Annotated in this window: 18 protein-coding genes; 10 read left to right on the top strand and 8 right to left on the bottom strand. The window is 56.5% G+C overall.

The features are described from left to right. Positions 1-18: 18 nt before the first annotated feature. Both dapA and H6A25_RS00425 read right to left on the bottom strand, forming a co-directional pair. Entirely contained in the window at positions 19-906 is an 888-nt protein-coding gene (gene dapA / locus H6A25_RS00430) for a 4-hydroxy-tetrahydrodipicolinate synthase (protein ID WP_204750054.1), read from the bottom strand. Between the two features lie 87 nt (positions 907-993). After that, positions 994-2,193, bottom strand: a complete 1,200-nt coding sequence (locus H6A25_RS00425) for an aspartate kinase (protein WP_204750053.1) — start codon at positions 2,191-2,193, stop codon at positions 994-996. A 232-nt stretch (positions 2,194-2,425) separates the two neighbouring features. Here H6A25_RS00425 and H6A25_RS00420 point away from each other — a divergent pair, with 232 nt between their 5' ends. From H6A25_RS00420 to H6A25_RS00410, 3 genes are all read left to right on the top strand, one after another. Next, positions 2,426-3,538 carry a M20 metallopeptidase family protein gene (locus tag H6A25_RS00420; RefSeq protein ID WP_204750052.1) on the top strand — a complete coding sequence of 371 codons (1,113 nt, stop codon included), beginning with the start codon at positions 2,426-2,428 and terminating at the stop codon, positions 3,536-3,538. A 74-nt stretch (positions 3,539-3,612) separates the two neighbouring features. Beyond that, positions 3,613-4,092, top strand: a complete 480-nt coding sequence (gene ybaK / locus H6A25_RS00415; RefSeq protein WP_204750051.1) for a Cys-tRNA(Pro) deacylase — start codon at positions 3,613-3,615, stop codon at positions 4,090-4,092. Further along, entirely contained in the window at positions 4,089-4,595 is a 507-nt protein-coding gene (locus H6A25_RS00410; RefSeq protein ID WP_204750050.1) for an AAA family ATPase, read from the top strand. The genes ybaK and H6A25_RS00410 overlap by 4 nt, the downstream gene beginning before the upstream one ends. Positions 4,596-4,620: 25 nt before the next feature. Here the strand turns inward: H6A25_RS00410 and H6A25_RS00405 are convergent, their stop codons facing one another. From H6A25_RS00405 to H6A25_RS00395, 3 genes are all read right to left on the bottom strand, one after another. Then, positions 4,621-5,025, bottom strand: a complete 405-nt coding sequence (locus tag H6A25_RS00405) for a hypothetical protein (protein ID WP_118747529.1) — start codon at positions 5,023-5,025, stop codon at positions 4,621-4,623. 101 nt (positions 5,026-5,126) lie between these two features. Beyond that, a complete protein-coding gene (gene secA, locus H6A25_RS00400; protein ID WP_204750049.1) occupies positions 5,127-7,865 on the bottom strand; it encodes a preprotein translocase subunit SecA in 2,739 nt (912 codons plus the stop codon). 6 nt (positions 7,866-7,871) lie between these two features. Then, entirely contained in the window at positions 7,872-8,801 is a 930-nt protein-coding gene (locus H6A25_RS00395; protein ID WP_204750048.1) for a fumarylacetoacetate hydrolase family protein, read from the bottom strand. 267 nt (positions 8,802-9,068) lie between these two features. Here H6A25_RS00395 and prfB point away from each other — a divergent pair, with 267 nt between their 5' ends. The 6 genes from prfB to H6A25_RS00365 all read left to right on the top strand — a co-directional run bounded on the left by prfB (position 9,069) and on the right by H6A25_RS00365 (position 15,640). After that, a complete protein-coding gene (gene prfB / locus H6A25_RS00390) occupies positions 9,069-10,187 on the top strand; it encodes a peptide chain release factor 2 (RefSeq protein ID WP_204750047.1) in 1,119 nt (372 codons plus the stop codon). Between the two features lie 99 nt (positions 10,188-10,286). Further along, complete coding sequence (locus H6A25_RS00385) at positions 10,287-11,054, top strand: TIGR00282 family metallophosphoesterase (protein ID WP_204750046.1); 768 nt, start codon at positions 10,287-10,289, stop codon at positions 11,052-11,054. Between the two features lie 54 nt (positions 11,055-11,108). After that, complete coding sequence (gene pgeF, locus H6A25_RS00380; protein ID WP_204750045.1) at positions 11,109-11,924, top strand: peptidoglycan editing factor PgeF; 816 nt, start codon at positions 11,109-11,111, stop codon at positions 11,922-11,924. A 5-nt stretch (positions 11,925-11,929) separates the two neighbouring features. Beyond that, positions 11,930-13,471: an ABC transporter substrate-binding protein gene (locus H6A25_RS00375; RefSeq protein WP_204750044.1), complete on the top strand. Its 1,542-nt coding sequence runs from the start codon at positions 11,930-11,932 to the stop codon at positions 13,469-13,471. 158 nt (positions 13,472-13,629) lie between these two features. Continuing rightward, entirely contained in the window at positions 13,630-13,977 is a 348-nt protein-coding gene (locus tag H6A25_RS00370; RefSeq protein WP_118428469.1) for an Asp23/Gls24 family envelope stress response protein, read from the top strand. A 16-nt stretch (positions 13,978-13,993) separates the two neighbouring features. Further along, complete coding sequence (locus H6A25_RS00365; RefSeq protein WP_345941560.1) at positions 13,994-15,640, top strand: DAK2 domain-containing protein; 1,647 nt, start codon at positions 13,994-13,996, stop codon at positions 15,638-15,640. Positions 15,641-15,719: 79 nt separating this feature from the next. Here H6A25_RS00365 and H6A25_RS00360 read toward each other — a convergent pair whose 3' ends face one another. Next, positions 15,720-16,283, bottom strand: a complete 564-nt coding sequence (locus tag H6A25_RS00360; RefSeq protein WP_204750042.1) for a phosphoribosyltransferase family protein — start codon at positions 16,281-16,283, stop codon at positions 15,720-15,722. 262 nt (positions 16,284-16,545) lie between these two features. Between H6A25_RS00360 and H6A25_RS00355 the strand changes: the two genes are divergently transcribed. After that, on the top strand, positions 16,546-17,988 hold the full coding sequence (locus tag H6A25_RS00355) for an NCS2 family permease (protein ID WP_243423105.1): 1,443 nt from the start codon (positions 16,546-16,548) through the stop codon (positions 17,986-17,988). Positions 17,989-18,036: 48 nt separating this feature from the next. Here H6A25_RS00355 and H6A25_RS00350 read toward each other — a convergent pair whose 3' ends face one another. Together H6A25_RS00350 and H6A25_RS00345 are read right to left on the bottom strand one after the other, a co-directional pair. Further along, the gene (locus H6A25_RS00350) at positions 18,037-18,933 is read right to left on the bottom strand and encodes a polysaccharide deacetylase family protein (RefSeq protein WP_204750041.1); all 897 of its coding nucleotides are present in this window, start codon (positions 18,931-18,933) and stop codon (positions 18,037-18,039) included. 87 nt (positions 18,934-19,020) lie between these two features. Then, a complete protein-coding gene (locus H6A25_RS00345) occupies positions 19,021-19,737 on the bottom strand; it encodes a lysophospholipid acyltransferase family protein (RefSeq protein ID WP_204750040.1) in 717 nt (238 codons plus the stop codon). Positions 19,738-19,851: the final 114 nt, after the last annotated feature.

Below are 19,851 nucleotides of genomic sequence, written 5' to 3'. Positions count from 1 at the left end.
TTTTTGACTTCCTTTTTGTTATTTCAGAATGGTCAGGGCTTTTTCCAGCCGCTGGCGGGTGCCTTCACTTACAGGGCCCAAGGGCAGACGGCAGGCGCCTACCTTCATGCCCAGAAGGTTCATGGCCTCTTTCAAGGGAGCAGGGCTGGTCTCGGCAAACAGGGCGTGGATCAGCTCCAGGTATTTCAGCTGCACATCCCGGGCGTGGGCGATGTCTCCCGACTGATAGGAGGACACCAGTTCATGGGTCTGCTCCGGGGCGATGTTGGCCAGCACCGAAATGACGCCACTGCCGCCCAGGGCCAAAAGGGGCAGCACTTCATCGTCGTTACCCGAAAGCATGCAGAAGTCCTGGCTCAAAAGCCGGGCGGCGGCGGTGACATAGGCAATGTCGCCGCTGGCTTCCTTGATACCCACGATGTTTTTGTGATGGGACAGCTCCTCCAGCACATCCAGGGGAATGGAGCAGCCGGTGCGGGAGGGCACATTGTAAAGCAGGATGGGGATGTTGACCCCGTCGGCAATGGTGCGGAAATGGGCCAGCATACCGCTTTTGTTGGCTTTGTTATAATAGGGGGTGACCACCAGCAGGCCGTCGGCGCCCATGGCTTCGTAGCGGCGGGCCATGGCGGCGGCATGGAGGGTGTCGTTGGAACCGGCGCCCACGATCACCGGAATGCGTCCGGCCACTTTGCCGATGACGGTCTGGGCAATCTTGTCTTTCTCCTCCTGGGAGAGAGTGGGAGTTTCGGCGGTGGTGCCCAATGCCACAATGCCGTCGGTGTGATGGTTCAGCTGAAATTCCACCAAGGCTTCCAGCTGCTGGTAATCTACCTGACCGTCAGCGCCAAAGGGGGTGGCCAGGGCCACCAGGGAGCCGCTGAAAGTGCGCAGGGGTTGGGACATATGATCGGTCTCCTTTCATCGATCCGATGGAGATAAGGTTTCTGCTTTCAATATAGCTGGGAAAAGGGAAAATGCTCCCCCTGAGGCTTACAGGTCAAATTCCTTTGCCAGGGCGGTCACCGCCTGCTCCTTGTTCTCCTTGTCGATGGTGAAGGAGATGGAGATTTCCGAGGTGGTGATCTGGTAATAGGGGATGCCGCTTTGGGCCAGGGTGTCAAAGACACGGGTGGCCACGCCTGTGTGGGTGGCCATGCCCACGCCCACCAGGGACAGCTGGGTCAGATCCCGGCGGATATCCAGAACCAGGGCTTTTTCTTCCGGCTCACGGCCCAGGGCTTCTTCCAGCTCGGCGGCTTGCTCGTCGCTGCAGCTGAAGGAGAAGGCCACCTTGCCGTCCAGAATGGTTTGGTTGATCATGTCCAGGTTGATGTTGTTCCGGCTGATGAGACGGAAGATGGAGGCCGCTGTGCCGGCGTTGTAATCCATATGCCGGAAAGTGACGATGGCACAGTGTTCCTTGATGCTGATGCCGGTCACCGGCATCTCTTCGAAAAATACCTGCTGGCTCATAACGGTGGTTCCTTTCTTTCCCTCTTCCAGTGTGCGGCCCAGATAGAGCTCCACACCGTATTTTTTGGCCAGTTCCACGCTGCGGGTCTCCAGCACGCCGGCGCCCAGGGCGGCCATTTCCATCATTTCTTCATAGGAAATGCGGCTGAGGGGTTTGGCGTCGGGATAGATGCGGGGGTCCACCCGGTAGACGGCATCCACATCGGTGTAGATTTCACAGGGGCAGTCCAGTTTGGCGGCAATGGCAACCGCGGTAGTATCGCTGCCGCCCCGACCCAGGGTGGTGATGTGGCCGTCCTCGGTGATGCCCTGAAAACCGGCCACCACCACGATTTTGCCTTCGTCCAGATATTGCTCCACCCGCTGGGTGTTGATTTCCTTGATAAATGCCTTGGAATGGACGGCATTTGTGATAAAGCCCGATTGAAAACCGGTCATGGAGATGGCATCCACCCCCAGGGCCTGGAGGGCCATGGCCATCAGGCTTACCGTCTGGATCTCTCCGGTGGACAGCAAGGCATCCAGTTCCCGTTTGGAGGGGGAGGGATTGACCTGCCGGGCCAGGGCGATCAGGCCGTTTGTGGTCTTGCCCATGGCCGAGCACACCACAACCAGGTCGGTGCCCTCTTTTTTCAGCTGGGCCAGACGGCGGGCGATGGCCATGATCTTTTCAGGGGTGGCCACACTGCTGCCGCCGTATTTATGTACCAATCGCATGAAGATCGTCTCCTCTCATATCCTCCGGCGGGGAGGAGGGAGTCTAGGGATATCTTATCATACCCCCAAGGCCTTTGTAAAGAAAGGGAAAAGGGGAGGAAACTTCATTTTTTTTCGGAAAGTGTGAAGAAAAGACAGTGCCGGCTCTTGCGATTTAAGCGGGATAGGATATAATTGACCTGGGGAGGAATTTCCCAATCGCCGCACAAGCGGCACAATGGAGGTTATACCTATGGAAAATTATATTCAATATCGCCGGGATCTGCATCAGATCCCCGAAGTTGCCCGTCAGGAATTCAAAACCAGTGAATATGTAGGGGCTCATCTGGCCAAGCTCCACTGCCAGGTGGAGAAGGTCTGCGGCACTGGTTACACCGCCTTTTTTGACAATGGTGCAGAAGATACCATTGCCTTCCGGGGCGATATGGACGCACTGTCCATCAAAGAGGAGACCGGCCTTCCCTTTGCCAGCCAGAACGGCTGCATGCACGCCTGCGGCCACGATGCCCACATGGCCATGATGCTGGCCCTGTGCGACTATCTGGAGGAAAACCACAAGAAGTATAAATTCAATGTGCTGGTGATCTTCCAGCCGGCCGAAGAGAGCATCGGCGGCGCCAAAGTGATCTGCGAGAGCGGCGCGCTGGACAAGCATCATGTGAGCAAGGTGTTCGGTCTGCATGTGTGGCCCAAGCTGGAGAAGAACGCCATCGGCAGCCGTCCCGGCCCCATGATGGCCAAGACTTCGGAAATGACCATCACCGTCCATGGCAAGAGCGCCCACTGCGCCCGGCCTGACCTGGGCATCGATGCCCTGACCGCCGCCTCGGAGATCATTTCCCGGCTGTATCAGGTGAAGAAAAAGGAAATGGCTCCCGATGCCGAGTATCTGCTTCATGTGGGCAAGATGGACGCAGGGGATGCCCTGAACATCGTCTGCGAAAAGGCAGTCATCCTGGGCAGCGTGCGTGCTTTCTCCCTGGATGTGTTCAACTTTATGGTGCGCCGCATCCACGAGATCGCCGCCGATGTGGACAAGGAGTTCGGCACCAAGACCGAAGTTTATCTCACCGAGGGCTATCCTCCGGTGAACAACGATCCCGCTCTGTATGAGGACTACAAAAAGGCCATGGAAAAGGCGGGCATCACTCTGCTGGAAGCGGAAAAGACCATGATTGCCGAGGACTTTTCCGAGTACGAAGCCCGGTATCCCGGCGTGTTCGGCTGGCTGGGCCTGGGGGATGTACCTTCCCTGCACAACAACAAATTCGACTTTGACGAGGCCGTCATGGCTACCGGCATCAAAGCCTTTGTGGGCCTGCTGGACTATTTCAACGAAAAATAAGCACCGATATGCAGGGGGAAAGGCGGGAAGAACCGCCTTTCCCTTTTCTGTTTGCAAAAAAGGGAGGAGTTTTCATGCCGTCGCCCATCAAGACCAATGTGAGCCGTATCCTGGACAGCGCCGGGGTCTCTTACAAAATGCACACCTATGAAAGCCACGGGGAAGCGCTGGACGGCCAGTCGGTGGCAAAGGCGCTGGGAGTGGACCCACGGTGCCTCTTCAAGACCCTGGTGACAAAGGGCCACGATGGAGAACACCGGGTTTTTGTGGTGCCCTGTACCGGTGAACTTGACTTGAAAGCTGCCGCCCGGGCCGCCGGGTGCAAATCGGTGGAGATGATCCATGTAAAGGATCTCCAGAAGGTCACCGGCTATATCCGGGGCGGATGCAGTCCTTTGGGGATGAAGCGGCCATACCCCACCGTGGTGGATGAAAGCTGCAAGGAATGTGAAACCATCATCGTCAGCGCCGGGAAGATCGGTTTTCAGGTGGAAGTGCATCCCGAGGATCTGCTGCGCCTCTGCGGGGGAAAGACGGCCCCCATTGCCAAATGAAGCGGCTGATCGTGGTGCGGGGGCCTATGGGGGCGGGGAAAACCACCTTGTGCCAGGTGCTGCTGCCCTATTTGCAGCCAGCCTTCTGGCTGGATGGGGACTGGTGCTGGGAGATGGAGCCCTTTACCGCCGATGAAGCCATGCGGGAGATGGTGATGGAAAACATCGCCTTTCTCCTGGGCCAGTTTCTCCGGGCGGAAGGGAAAGACAATGTGCTTTTTTCCTGGGTCCTCCACGAGGACGCCATTTTGGAAGATTTGCTCCACAGGCTCTTTCCCCTTCGGTTTTCCCTCCATGTGTTCAATCTGGAACCGGGGGAACAGGCCCTGACAGAGCGGCTCCAGGGAGATATCGCCCGGGGCGCACGGGAGGAAGATGTGGTGGAGCGAGCCTTGGAGCGGCGAAGGCATTACCCCGGCCTGCGGGGAGAACATCTGGACACCTCTCGGCTTACGCCGGAAGAGACTGCTCATGTGATTTTGGAAAAACTGGGAAAACAATAAAAAGGACTGCCGGAAGGCAGTCCTTTCAGTTTATTTCCATCCATTCTTCCAGTAAACCGGTGTCCACAACGCCCCCTCGAACAGTGTAATAGTGATCTTTCCAAAGGGCTTCACCAGGGCTGAGAATGGTGAGAGAGCCTTGCTCATTGCCCTGGGCATCATACCAGGAAAGGGAGTAACTCCAGCCATCAGAATGAGCTTTTGTTTTGCGGTAAAAGCGCAGGGAAACAAATTGGTCGGCTATCCGGGCGATTTTTTGAGGATTTGTGATTTCCACTTTTTCGCCGGTGGTGCCTGATTGGATGACAAGGGTATGGGCCTGGGACAGATCGAAGGTGCAGGGACGGAAGAAAAACAAAAGGGCGGCGGTCAGAACAAAAAGAAGAACCAAAGGGAAAAGGGCCTTTTTTGGTTTTTCGGAAAATGCCATAAAAACTCCTCCTTTCCGCAGATGGATCGATCAACTTCATTTTATCACATTAAAAACACAAAGGGAAGAAAAAGGACCGGCCTTAGCCGGTCCTTTTGAGATCAGTCATTTTTACCGCAGCATTTTTTGTACTTCAGACCGCTGCCGCAGGGGCAGGGATCGTTGCGGCCGGGCTTTTTGTTTTTGCGCACCGGCTGGCGGGTCAGAGTGCCGTCGCCGGAGGTGGCGGTGGGCTTCATCAGCTGTTCCCGCTGGGGCGCGGACTGACCCATGATCCGGGCAATGAAGATCATCCGGGCGGTATCGTCCTTGATCTCATTGATCATCTCATCGAACATATCAAAGCCCTGGCGCTTGTATTCCACAATGGGATCGTGCTGGGCATAGGCCTGCAGGCCAATACCCCGGCGCAGCTCGTGCATGGCGTCGATGTGATCCATCCAGTGGGTGTCCACCACTTTCAGCAGAACCACCCGTTCCAGTTCCCGCATCACATCGCTGCCCAGGTCGGCTTCCTTCTTTGCGTAGAAGGCGTGGGCCTTTTCCTCCAGCTGCTCCTGAATGTCCTGGGGAGACAGTCTATCCAGCTCTTCCCGGGTGTACTGCAGTTCGCCGGGAGCCAGGAAGATCTTCTCCCACCGCTTCACCAGCTCTTCGGCCTGCCAGGTGTCCAGATACTTGTGCTCTCCGGCCACCCGGGCCACCGAGCGGGCGATGGAATCGTCGATCATGGACAGGATATTGCCTTTCAGATCCTCTCCGTCCAGCACCTTGCGCCGCTGGTCGTAGATGATCTCTCTCTGACGGTTCATCACATCATCGTATTCCAGGGTGTATTTCCGGGACTGGAAGTTCCGGCCTTCCACCTTGCTCTGGGCCGATTCAATGGCATTGGACAGGAATTTCTGATCGATGGGGGTGTCTTCGTCCAGGCCCAATTTATCCAGCATGCCGGTGAGCCGGTCGGAGCCGAAGAGACGCATCAGATCGTCTTCCAGGGAAATATAGAACCGGCTTTCGCCCGGGTCTCCCTGACGGCCGGAACGGCCCCGCAGCTGGTTGTCGATACGCCGGGATTCGTGGCGCTCGGTGCCAAGGATGCACAGGCCGCCTGCCTGACGGACGATTTCGGCGTCTTTCTGGGTAGCTGCCTTGTGCTTTTCCAGGGACTGGGCGTATTGGGCCCGGGCCTGAAGCACCTCTTCGTCCTGGGTGTCGGCATAGCCAGTGGCCTCGCTGATGACCTCTTCGGGGATCTGGGCTTTCACCAGATCTTCCCGGGCCATGGCTTCCGGGTTGCCGCCCAGCATGATGTCGGTACCACGGCCGGCCATATTGGTGGCGATGGTGACAGCATAGGGCTTGCCGGCCTGGGCCACAATGGCCGCTTCTTTTTCATGGTATTTGGCGTTGAGCACCTGGTGCTTGATGCCCTCTCTTTTCAAAAGACGGCTCAGCTCTTCGGATTTTTCGATGGAGATGGTGCCCACCAGCACAGGCTGGCCTTTTTCGTGGCACTCCACGATTTTCCGGATGACGGCGCGGAACTTGCCCTGCTCGGTTTTGTAGACAGCGTCGGGCAGATCCTTCCGGGCCAGAGGACGGTTTGTGGGGATCTCGATCACATCCAGCTTGTAGATCTCCCGGAATTCGTCCTCTTCGGTGAGGGCGGTGCCCGTCATGCCGGAGAGCTTTTCGTACAGACGGAAGAAATTCTGGAAGGTGATGGTGGCCAGGGTTTTGCTTTCCCGCAGCACCGTCACCCCTTCTTTGGCTTCGATGGCCTGGTGCAGGCCCTCGTTATACCGGCGGCCGAACATGAGACGGCCGGTGAACTCGTCCACAATGACGATCTGGCCGTCCCGCACCACATAGTCCACATCCTGGTGCATGCAGCCGTGGGCCTTGATGGCCTGGTTGATGTGGTGCATCAGAGTGGTGTTTTCCGGATCGGTGAGGTTTTCCACATTGAAATATTTTTCCGCCTTGGTCACGCCCCGGGGGGTGATGGTGGCGGTTTTGCCTTTTTCGTCGATGATATAGTCGGCCTGGATGTCGTCCTGGCTCTCCTTGGCGTCCACCTCGATGACCTTCAGAGGGGTGAGGGTGCGGACAAAGGAGTCGGCCTGCTTGTAAAGGTCAGTGCTCTTGTCTCCCTGGCCGGAAATGATCAGCGGCGTACGGGCTTCGTCGATGAGGATGGAGTCCACCTCATCCACGATGGCGAACACATGGCCCCGCTGGACCATGTCCCGCTTGTAGATGGCCATGTTATCCCGCAGATAGTCAAAGCCCAGCTCGTTGTTGGTGCCGTATGTGATATCGCAGGCATAGGCCTCCCGCCGCTCCTGGCTGCTCATGTCGTGAAGGATGGTGCCGCAGGTCAGGCCCATGAACCGGTAGACCTTGCCCATCCAGTCGCTGTCGCGCTTGGCCAGGTAATCGTTGACGGTGACGATGTGCACACCCCGCCCGGTGAGGGCGTTGAGGTAAGCGGGCATGGTGGCCACCAGGGTTTTGCCTTCGCCGGTCTTCATTTCGGCGATACGCCCCTGATGGAGCACGATGCCGCCGATGATCTGCACCCGGTAGGGTTTCATCCCCAGCACGCGCCAGGCGGCTTCCCGGCAGGCGGCAAAGGCTTCCGGCAGAAGATCGTCCAGGCTTTCGCCTTTCTGGTACCGGTCTTTGAACTCACGGGTTTTGTTTTTCAGCTCCTGATCGCTGAGGGCGGCGTATTCCTGCTCCAGCGCTTCCACCGCCTGGACTTTGGGTTGAATCTTTTTCAGCTCCCGGGTGCTGGAGTCGCCAAAGAGCTTTTTGAGAAATGCATTTGCCATTGGGTTTCACCTACAAACTTCTCTGATAATATGATTTCGGCCCTGGGCCGGGGATTCTTCCACTGTGTTGCACAGGCTGCCGATGGGCGGAATGCGGCACTCCACTTTGTCCCCTTTTTTCAGAAACCGGGGAGGATCAAAGCCCAGTCCCACACCGCCGGGGGTGCCGGTGGCGATGATATCTCCCGGCTCCAGCGTCATGCCCTGGGACAGATCGGCGATGATCTGGGGCAGGGAAGTGAGCAGAAGGCGGGTGTTGGAATTTTGGCGGATTTCTCCGTTGACCAGAGAGCATACATCCACTTCCACCGGGAAGGACAGGGCGCTTTTGTGGAGGATGCAGGGGCCCATGGCGGTATAGCCGTCCAGGCTCTTGCCCCGCAGCCACTGGCTGTGCTGCTTCTGGATGGTGCGGGAGGACAGGTCGTTGAACACCGAATAGCCGAAGATGTAGTCCTCTGCCTGCTCCGGGGAAATGTCCCGGCCTTCTTTGCCGATGATGACCGCCAGCTCCACTTCATAATCCAGCTGGCTGTCCAGATCCAGCCGGGCGGGAATTTTTTCCCCATCTCCTAAAATAAAATGGGCACGCTTGCCGAAATAGACGGCGTGATGGGAAGCGCCCTCTGTGGGAAGATCGGTTTTGGTTTCCTCCCGGTGATCCCGGTAGTTGACGCCCACGCACAGAATATCGTGCAGCGGCCGGTCAATGGGGGCCAGGACACTCACCTGGGAAAGGGGAATGCCGTCGCATCGGGCTGCCTGCATCAAAAGAGGCAGTTCTTCTTCTTTCAGGGAGACGATCAGCTGCTGCATGGTGCGCATGTCCCGGGAAAGCAGGGAAGAGAGGGGATGCACCGAGTTTTCATTTTGGGAGAGAAGTCCTAAAACGGGCTGCGCTCCAGGAACTTTTTCCACATAGCGAACAAATTTCATAAGCCGTCCTTTCCGGCCGAAGGCTTCCGCCAGCGCCTGGTATGAACATAAGAGCATACGGGAATATTCTAACACAGTATACCACATTTTGAAAAGAAAGATATAAACAAGATATAAAATTATTGGAAGGAATCTCCCACAGGTCCCATCCTTTTGCCGGGATGTGATGGCGGGCCGGCATGAAAAATCTGTAAACACATCCAAAACCATATAGACAGAAACCGGGGGAATCATATATAATGGTAGGTACTTATGGGAGGTATCGGAATGATACAGTTAGAAGAACTGCGTACCAATTTGATCAATATAAAGCCTGAGCTGATGGAGCTGCGGGGAGCCCTGGATCTGGAGAATGGCGCCAAGGAAGCTTTGGAGCTGGAGCAGAAGACTTCGGCCCCCGGCTTCTGGGATGAGCCGGAGCAGTCCCAGAAGGTTCTGCAGCGGATCAAGCAGCTGAAGGACAAAGCCACCCGCTATGAAAAGCTGGAGGGCCTTTATAACGACACCCTGGAGCTGATCGATATGGCTCTGGAAGAGGGCGAGGAAAGCCTTTACCAGGAAGTGCAGCAGGATTATGACAAATTCCAGGCCATGCTGGAGGAAGAAAAGCTTTCCACCCTGCTCAAAGGGGAATATGACAAAAACAACGCCATCATGTCCTTCCACGCCGGAGCCGGCGGCACCGAGGCCCAGGACTGGACCGGGATGCTGTACCGGATGTATACCCACTGGGCCGAGCGCCGGGGTTTCCGCTATAAGATCCTGGACTATATCGGCGGAGAAGAAGCAGGCATCAAAAGCGCCGACATCCTGATCGAAGGGGAGAATGCCTTCGGTTACCTGAAAAGCGAAATGGGCGTCCACCGTCTGGTGCGGGTTTCGCCCTTTGATGCATCGGGCCGGCGGCACACCTCCTTCGCGGCGGTGGAAGTGATGCCCGAAATGACCGATGATGTGGATATCGACATCCGCCCCGAGGATCTGAAGGTGGATACCTACCGTTCCGGCGGCGCCGGCGGTCAGCATGTGAACAAGACCGAATCGGCCATCCGCATCACCCACATTCCCACCGGCATCATCGTGGCCTGCCAGAACGAGCGCAGCCAGCACCAGAACCGGGAAGTGGCCATGCGGATGCTCAAGTCCAAACTGATGGAGATCAAAGAGCGGGAGCACCTGGACAAAATCGAGGATATCAAGGGCGAGCAGAAAAAGATCGAATGGGGCAGCCAGATCCGCTCCTATGTGTTCATGCCCTACACCCTGGTGAAGGATCACCGCACCGGCTGTGAAAACGGCAACATCCAGGCGGTGATGGATGGGGATCTGGACAGCTTCATCAATGCCTATCTGAAGGCTTCGGCCACAGGAAACTGGGCAAAATAAGAAAAAACAGGGGCGGGCCCAGGGTCCGCTGAGGAGAGCCGTCCTGCTGGGGCGGCTCCCTGCTTTTTAAGGAATTTTTGGAAAGCAAAGGAGAACAGTATGCGTATTGCGGCCATCGGTGATGTGTGCGGCCAGCCGGGGCTTTTGACTCTGGAAAAAAAACTGCGCCTTCTGCGGCGGCAGGAAGGGGTGCATTTCATCGTCGTCAACGGGGAAAATGCCTCTATGCGGGGCATCACTCCCAAGCAGGCACGGGAGATCTATGACGCCGGAGCCGATGTGATCACCCTGGGAAACCATGCCTATGCCCAGCGCTCCATCTGCGATTATCTGGACGACGGGGATCCCATCATCCGCCCCCACAATCTGGCCCCTCAGCTGGCGGGAGGCGGGTTTTGCCATGTGGATTACAATGGAGTGGACATTTGCGTCATCAACCTGCTGGGACGGCTGAATATGGATTTCCGCACCGGCGATCCCTTTGAAGCGGCGGACCGGCTGCTGAAACAGGAGAAAGCCGATATTTTCCTGGTGGACTTCCATGCCGAGGCCACCAGCGAGAAAAAGGCCCTGGGCTATTTCCTGGACGGCCGGGTGTCGGCGGTGTGGGGAACGCACACCCATGTGCAGACCGCCGATGAACGGATCTTGCCCCAGGGCACCGGCTTTCTCACCGATCTGGGGATGACCGGAGCCCAGGAGTCGGTGATCGGCGTCAAATACCAGCAGTCGGTGTCCTATTTCCGGGGAGAACTGGGGCCCAGATTCGAATCCAGTGACCTGGACTGCGCTTTGCAGGGAGCGATTTTTGACATTGATGAAAAAACCGGCCGCTGCCGGAGTGTGCAGCGGGTGAACATCCGGTAGGCAGTAGCGGAAACCACGGAAAAGGCGGGAAACCGCCGGAAAGGAGGGACCCTTTTGTCCCTGTTTATCGCGGAAGATCTGGGAGATATGGCGGTGCGGTGGGCGGCGCCCATTTTGGAAAGCCCCGGCGTACAGCATCTGTATACCACCCGCCAAGGCGGCGTCAGCCGGGGAGAGTTTGAAAGCCTGAATTTCCGTCACACCGGTGACAGCCCGGAAAACATCCGGGAAAATTGCGTGCGTGCTGCGGCACTTCTGGGGTGTGATTATGAGGATATCGTCCGCACCCGTCAGGAGCACACCGATTTTATCGATGTGGTGCGCGGGTGGGCGCCGGGGATGCGCATCGGCTTTGACAACAAGCAGCCCAGCGATGGCCTTGTCACCAATGTGCCCGGGGTCTGCCTGATGGGTTTTTATGCCGACTGTCAGCTGCTGATGTTCTATGACAGGCGGAACCATGCCATCGGCTGCGTTCATTCCGGCTGGCGGGGCACGGCCCAGGCCATCGGGGAAAAGACCATTGCCCTGATGAAAAAGGAGTATGGAACAAACCCGGAAGACCTGGTGTGCGCCATCGGCCCTTCCATCTGCCAGGATTGTTTTGAAACCGATCGGGATGTGTATGATCTGCTGATGGCCCGTTTCGGAAAAGAAGCGGAGCAGTTCTGCCAGGTGCGGGGGGACAAATTCCACTGGGATACCAAGGGGCTGAATTTCTGGCGCCTGACCCAGGCGGGAGTGCCAGCGGAGCAGGTGGCCGTCAGTGAGGAATGTACCTGCTGCGGTGAAGAGAAGCTGTGGTGGTCCCACCGGCGTCAGGGTACCCATAGAGGTGTTCATGCCGGACTGATCGCGCTGGAACGGTGAAGCCTATGAGACGATCTTTTTTGGCGCTGCTGCTGATTTTGTCTTTTTTGTGCGGCGGCTGCCACACCACCGAAGCGGGGGAGGAAACCCAGGAGAATCAGGATGCGGTGGGCCTTCCTCAGCAGCAGGAAGAGGAAGAAGAGACCATCGTGCCCGGTGAGAAAACCGCCATTGCCCTGGCATACAACCCCTCGGACTCCCTCAATCCCTTTCAGGTGACCACCGAATACAATTATTATCTGCTGCCGCTGATTTATGAAGGGCTGTTTGCCGTTGGACCGGATTTTCAGCTGGAAAATGTCCTCTGCGAGAGCTATGAGGTGGATGGCGACCAGTGGACCTTCTATATCAAGCAAGGGGTGCTCTTTCACGACGGCACCGAGCTGCAAGCACGGGATGTGGCTTATTCCATCAACCAGGCCCGGGAGAGCACCCTTTTTTCTTTCCGGTGTGCAAACATCACTTCCTGCACTTACAGCGGCCGGTATATGGTGCGCATCCGGCTGGCCACTCCCGATTCCCAGCTGCCCTGGCTTCTGACCACGCCGGTGGTGCCCCGCAACGACGGGGATGAGGAAAATCCTCTGGGCACCGGACGGTTCATGGTCCAGTCCCAGGACGGAAGCGTCACTTTGCTGCGCAATGACAGCTGGCATGGAGGCGCGGTGGGGGTGGAGAGCATCCGCTTGTCCGCGTTGTACCGGGACAGTGAGCTGTCCTATGTGGTGGGGTCTGGCGTCATTGATGGGGTTTGCTTTGAAAAGCCCTTTGCCACCGATACCGCTATCCGGGGTGATTTCGATGTGGCCACCTTTGCCACCACCGATTTTCACTATCTGGGCATGAACAAAAACGGCGGGGCCCTTTCCGATCCTCTGGTGCGCCAGGCTATTTCGGCCGCACTGGACCGGAGCCTTCTGGTGCAGAAGGCCTTTTCCGGCTATGGAGACGGTGCATCCCTGCCGGTGTCCCCTCAGCTGGAGCAGTTTGAGGCGGAGGAAAAGGATCCGGACGCCCTTTTGAAACAGGCCGGTTACGCCGATACCGATGGGGACGGCATTTATAACGATCCGGAGGGCAATAATTTGATTTTGGAGCTGTTGGTGCCGGAAGGCAGCGAAATGAAGAGCCAGGCGGCAGAGATCGTCTCCCAGTCCCTGGTGGGAAGCGGCATCCAGGTCACGGTGCGCACCCTGCCCCAGGAAGAATTTCAGCAGGCTTTGAGCCGGGATGATTTTGACCTTTATTATGGGGAGACCATTCTGGACGGCCGGTTTGACATCAGCCAGATGGTGCAGCGGGGCGGAAGCCTGTGCTACGGCGGAGCCAGTGAAGCGCTGACCCAGGCTATCGCAGCCTGGAAAAGTGCCCTTCCCGGTGAGGAAGAAGAGGCACAGCAGGCCCTTTATGATGTGTTCCAGGAGGAAATGCCCTTTGCACCCATGGCTTTTGGCCGGGGCTGCGTGGTCACAGGTAAAAATGTGATGCATCAGGTGGTGGGTGCCAGCCGCAACCCCTATTACAATCTCCACCAATGGGCGGGATGAGAACTTCCCAGGGGAAAAAGCAAAATATTCGTGCATTTTCCATGGGGATATGATACAATAGCCCAAGAATCAGATGGGGGAGCCCCAAGGCTCCGGAATTTCCATAGAGATCCATGGGTGACATGGCTGTGTTTCTACCTGAATAAGGGGGTACTAATGTGAAATTGACAACAGAATATGGAAATGTGACGCTTTCGGCGGAAGTAGTGGCCTCCATTGCAGGCATTGCGGCCACCAACTGCTTTGGCGTCAAGGGTATGACCCATACTTCGGTAAAGGACGGCATCGTCTATCTGCTCAAGCGGGAGGCCATGACCAAGGGTGTCAAGGTGGCCGAGCGGGATGGGAAGATCGACTTGCAGCTCCACATCGCCGTGGATCACGGCATCAACATTGCCACAGTGTGCCAGTCCATCATCAGTGAAGTGCGCTATAATGTGGAGCGCCTGGCGGGAGTGCCTGTGGGGCAAATCGAGATCTGCGTGGATTCCATCCGGGTGGATTGACAGGAGGCGTAGGAATTTGGTTAAGATTATCGACGGTGAAAATTTCAAGAATATGATGCTGGCAGCCGCTGCCGTCATCGAAGAGAAGAAGCAGGAGATCAATGAGCTGAATGTGTTCCCGGTTCCCGATGGCGATACCGGCACCAACATGTCCATGACTCTCAATGCCGCTGCGGCCGAGCTGATGAAGTTCGAAAAGCCCACTCTGGGCAAAGCGGTGGATTTGACTTCTTCTGCCCTTCTTCGGGGCGCTCGGGGCAATTCCGGCGTTATCACATCTTTGCTGTTCCGCGGCTTTGGCAAGCGGCTGAAAGAGCTGGGCAGCGCTACGGCCCAGGAGTTTGCCGAGGCGCTGCAGGAAGGGGTCAACACCGCTTACAAAGCGGTGATGAAGCCCACCGAAGGCACCATTTTGACGGTTTCTCGCCTGGCGGCCGAAGGCGCACTGAAGGAAGCGGCTGGCAATGAAGAAGTGGACGAAGTGCTTTCTGCCGCCATCACAGCGGCCCGGGAAGCGCTGGAAAACACGGTGGAACAGAACCCGGTGCTGAAAAAGGCCGGTGTGGTGGATGCCGGCGGCTATGGCTGGGTGCTCATTCTGGAAAATATGCATGCCAGCCTGACCGGGGTCAAGCCCAAGAGCAAATTCTCCTTCCTGGCTCCCAAGCAGCCCAAGGTGGAGATGGCGGCTGCGGACTTCTCCCAGTTTGACGAAGGGGAGATCAATTTCGCCTATTGCACCGAGTTTATCGCCGCCCGGGAAGACCAGAAAAAGAGCGTGGATAAATTCCGTCGTTTCCTGGAGACCATCGGCGACTGCGTGGTGGTTGTGGAGGACGATGAGATCGTCAAGGTCCATGTGCACACCGATACGCCGGACAAGGCTCTGGCCGAGGGACTGAAGTTCGGCCAGCTGCTGACGGTGAAGATCGAAAACATGGTTCAGCAGCTCCACCGGAAGAATGAGGCTCCCGCCGAAGTGAAGCGGCAGGTGGCCGCCCCGGAGAGAAAGTACGGTTTTGTGGGCGTGGCAGCGGGCGAAGGCATTTCCTCGGTGCTCAAAGACCTGGGCATTGACAACCTGGTGGAAGGCGGCCAGACCATGAACCCTTCCACAGAGGATATCCTCAACGCCATCGACCAGACCCCGGCAGAGATCGTCTTTGTGCTGCCCAACAACAAGAACATCATCATGGCGGCCGAGCAGGCTGCCGAGCTGTCGGAAAAGCTGGTGTATGTGCTGCCCACCAAGATGGTCACCCAGGGCATCACCGCCATGCTGGCCTTTGATCCGGACGCCGAGCCGGAGCAGAACCGGGCTTCCATGATGGAGGCCGCCGGCAAGGTCTCCACCGGTCAGATCACCTATGCCGCCCGGGACAGTGAGTTTGATGGCAAGAACATCAAACAGGGCGACTTTATGTCCCTGGTGGAAGGCAAGCTTCTCAGCAACAGTCCCCGGTTTGAAGATGTGGCCCGGCGCCTGGCCCGGGATCTGTGCAGCCGCAAAAGCGGATTCATCACCATTTTCTACGGTGAGGGCGCCGATGAACAGCAGGCTGAGCAGGTGAAAGAGATGTTCGCCAAGGAAGCAAAGAACGCAGAAATCACCGTGATCGAAGGCGGTCAGCCGGTGTATTCCTACATCATTTCGGTGGAATAAGACACCCGAGATCGTTATAGCCAAAAATGAAAACCGGCTCCTTTTCACATAGAAGGAGCCGGTTTTTTGTGTTTATCTATTATTCTTCTGTTTTCACCGTGCCGTCGGGGTTAAACAGGGGAAGCTTTTCCAGATAGATGATGTCCTCCCGTTTCTGGGCGTCCCCTTCGGCCAGGATTGCCATACGGCCGCAGACAATGCCGCCGGCCTGGATGACAAGGCTTTCGGTGGCTGCCAGGGACTGACCGGTGGAAATCACATCATCCACCAGCAAAATGCGCTTGCCCCGCATCATTTCGGCATCGGCTGTGTCCAGATACAGGCTTTGTTTGCCTCGGGTGGTGATGGAGTGGACACTCACCTCAAAAATGCCGGTCATATAAAGCTTGGGCTTTTTGCGGGCCACAAAATAATGGCGATCGCCATTTTGGCGTGCCATTTCATGGGCCAGAGGGATTCCTTTGGCTTCGGCGGTGATGATGTAATCATATTCCGGCGCCCGTTCCAGCAAGGCTTTGGCACAGGCCACCGTCAGGGGTGCATCGCCAAAAATGACAAAGGCCCCGATGGACAGGTTTTCATTCACCGGACAGATGGGGAGCTGACGCTCCAGACCGGCAATGGTCATGGTGTGATAATGCATGGCGATAACGCCCCTTTTCACTGATTTTCAGAGGGGAACAAGCGCCTTCCCTCCGGGCATATTATACTGGTTTTTGGAGGAAAGCTCAAGAGAAGGCGGAATTTTTGGAAATAAAAGAGAAGAAAGCAAATAAAATGTGAATTTTTTATGAAAAATTCCAGCTTGCTTTTTTCTCCGGTCTCTTGTAGACTAAAGTCGGTAAGCCATTCCACTCTGTCCGGATGGGCTGGCTTTCCAAATATTTTTTGGAGGTATTTCGCCCATGAGCCAAATGGAAAAGCTTTTTAAGCTGAAGCAAAATGGCACTACCGTCCGGACTGAGATCGTGGCAGGCCTGTCCACCTTTATGACCATGGCCTATATTGTGGCCCTCAACCCCAACCTGCTTACCGGGTTTGGGGCAAACGGAGGCCAGCAGCTGTGGAATGCGGTGTTTATGGCCACGGTTCTTTCGGCGGGCATCGGTACTCTGGTGATGGCCTTTGCGGCCAACAAGCCTTTTGCCATGGCCCCTGGCATGGGTCTGAACAGTTTCTTTGCGCTGGTGGTGGGCAACATCGCCGTCATGACCGGGATGGAGTACACCGGGGCTTATAATGCCGCCCTGTGCATCATTCTGCTGGAAGGCATTCTGTTTTTGGTGCTGTCCTTCCTGCGGGTGCGGGAAAAGATCGTGGAGGCCATTCCTCTGGGTGTGCGTATGGGCATCGCCCCGGGCATCGGCCTGATGCTGATGAACATCGGTTTTGGTTCCAACGCCGGTGTCTATACCGAGGATGGCGGCCCCTTCTATATGCTGGGCACCTTCTTCACAAACCTCACCTCTTCCATTACCCGGGACACCATGGGTAAGGAAGGCTATGCCACCATGGTGCTCTATGTAGTCACCACACTGGTGGGCCTGTTTGCCATCGTGGCCATGAACCACAAGGGCATCAAGGGCTCTGTGCTCTATGGCATGCTGGTGGCCGCTGTGGTTTACTGGGTGGGCGGCTTCATCTTCCTGGATGGGTTTGCTCCCTTTGCTTCCCTGAAGGACGCTTCTTTTGTGCCTCCCTTCGCTGATATGATGCACACCACCTTTATGAAGTTTGACTTCGCCGACTTCTTCCAGATCGGCTGGGCCACTGCTGTGATGCTCATCATCACTTTCTGCATGATCGATATGTTTGACACCATCGGCACCCTGGTTGGCACCGCCAGCCGGGCGGGTATGCTGGACAAGGATGGCAAAATGCCCCAGATGAAGCAGGCCCTGGTGGCCGATGCGGTGGGCACTCTGGCCGGTTCCATCACCGGTACATCCACCGTTACCACCTTTGTGGAATCGGCTTCCGGCGTGGAAGCCGGCGGCCGTACCGGTCTGACCAGCCTGGTAACCGGTGTGCTCTTCCTGCTTTGCATGTTTATCGCCCCCATCGCTGCCCTGATTCCGGCGCCGGCCACTTCGGCCGCCCTGATCTATGTAGGCGTGCTGATGATCGGCGGACTGAAGAACATCGACTGGAATGATATCAGCCAGGTGGTACCTGTGGCGCTGATGCTCATCTTCATGCCTGTCACCGGTTCCATCGGTCATGGTATCGGTATCGCCATCATCTCCTATACCGCCATCAAGCTGTGCTGCGGTAAGGCCAAAGAGGTCACTGTGCTGACTTATATCCTGGCCATCCTCTTCCTGCTCAAGTTCTTCCTGGTGGTCTAAACGATAATCATCCAAAAACCGGCGGAAAAATTCCGCCGGTTTTTTGTTTCAGGCCCCTTCTGTGGCTTCCAGACGCATCCGGGCAAAAAAATCCTGGGAGGACAGACCGTGGGGACGGTTGAAGCGTCCCAGCAGGAACAGGGAAGCAGGGTCCCGGGTAATGCGGGACACCCGGCTTTCACAGCTGAGGGTGATCTGATACCCCAGGTTTTTTAAAATTTCTTCGCTTTGGGCGGTGTAAAAACCAAAGGGATAGGCGTACAGCGTGGGTTCTTTTCCTGTGACATCGGTGATGGCCTCATGGATCTTCTGGGTGTCTGCGGTAAAGACCTGGGCGTAGTGTTCGTCGGTTTCGCCCGATAGCCTTTTGGCCCCTGAACGGCTTTCCTGACCCGAGGCGTCGTGCATATCGTAGCTGTGGCTGCCGATGGACACATAGGGGGATCGGGAAAGGGCCTTCACCTGTTCCCAGTCCAGGTGGGAATAGTTCAAATGGCGGACGGCATCGGGCTGGGAATACAGATTGGAATAACGGCCGATGACGCTGACCACGGCAGGCATCTGGTATTTTTGCAGCAGGGGATAGGCATTGGCAAAAAAGCTTTCATAGCCGTCGTCAAAGGTGAGAAGAATGGGGCGTTGGGGAAGATCGCCTTCTCCTGCGGCGTAGGCGATGAGCTGAGAAGGAGAGACCGGGGTGTAGCCCGCCTTTTGCAGCCATTGAAGATCGCTTTCCAGCTCCTGGCGGGAGATCACATAATCCCCCAAAAGGCTGCTGTCCTCTTCCAGCACATGGTGATACATCACCACCGGCACATCCACGCCTTCCTGGCCACTGGCCGGGAGAAAGGGAGACTCCGGTTCAGGCCAGGCCAGAGCGAACAGAAAGCAAAGAAGGGAGAGCAGGGCTGCATAGCCCCGGGACTTTTGCCAAAACTTCTTCAAAAAAAGGCCTCCTTTTGAAGCATTCCATGGGAAATGGATATGCAAAAAAGAAGGCCTTTATGTGTTTCGGATCAGGAGAATGGAAACTTACATTTTCGCTTTTTCTTCCACGATGAGCTGACGGATGTGGGTATCCAGATCTTTCAGTTCATCCCGGCTGAACTGGGCGGTGTGTACCGGGGGCAGGAATTTGATGCGCACTGTGGCCGGGTGAATCCAGAAGCCGTGGGCTTCCATCACCTTGTAAGAGCCGCTGATGCACAGGGGAACAATGGGCACTTTGGCCTTGGAGGCCGCCCGGAAAGCGCCGGTTTTGAAGGGGCCTACCTGTTCGCCCCGGCTGCGGGTGCCTTCGGGGAAGATGAGCATGCTGTACCCTTCTTCCAGAAGAGCGGTGGCTTTGCCCAAGGATTCCACCGCCTTGCGGGGATTGCTCCGGTCCACAAAGACACAGTGGAGCAATTTCATCCAGCTGCGGATGAAAGGCACTTTTTCCAGCTCTTTTTTGGCCAGAACACCACAGGGCCTGGGCAGATAGCCCAGCATCAGGGGGATGTCAAAATTGCCCTGGTGGTTGCCCACATAGACCACGGCCCCCTGGGGAATGTTCTCAAGGCCGGTGATCTCCACTTTGACTCCGGCTGCTTTCAAAAGCCGACGGGCCCATTTCCTCACGGCTTCTTCCATAATGGCGTCGCTTTCTTTGATACGCCCTTGGGCGGTGAGCTTTTTGCACCGGTAGAACTTGGGCAGCACAGCCACCAGATAGGCCCAGAAATAGATAAACCAAAGGATCGTTCGCATAAAATACCCCCACAGGATGTTTTTGTCACTTTGTACATTGTATTGTAACCCATACCGCCGTCCCTGTCAAAAGTCTTGTCTTTTTGGAGCAAGGGGTTTACAATGAAACAAAAA

The sequence above is a fragment of the Intestinimonas butyriciproducens genome (assembly GCF_016901775.1).
Taxonomy (GTDB): Bacteria; Bacillota; Clostridia; order Oscillospirales; family Butyricicoccaceae; genus Pseudobutyricicoccus.
Note: the sequence above shows the minus strand (reverse complement) of the source record. Positions and strands in the feature narration are given on the sequence as shown.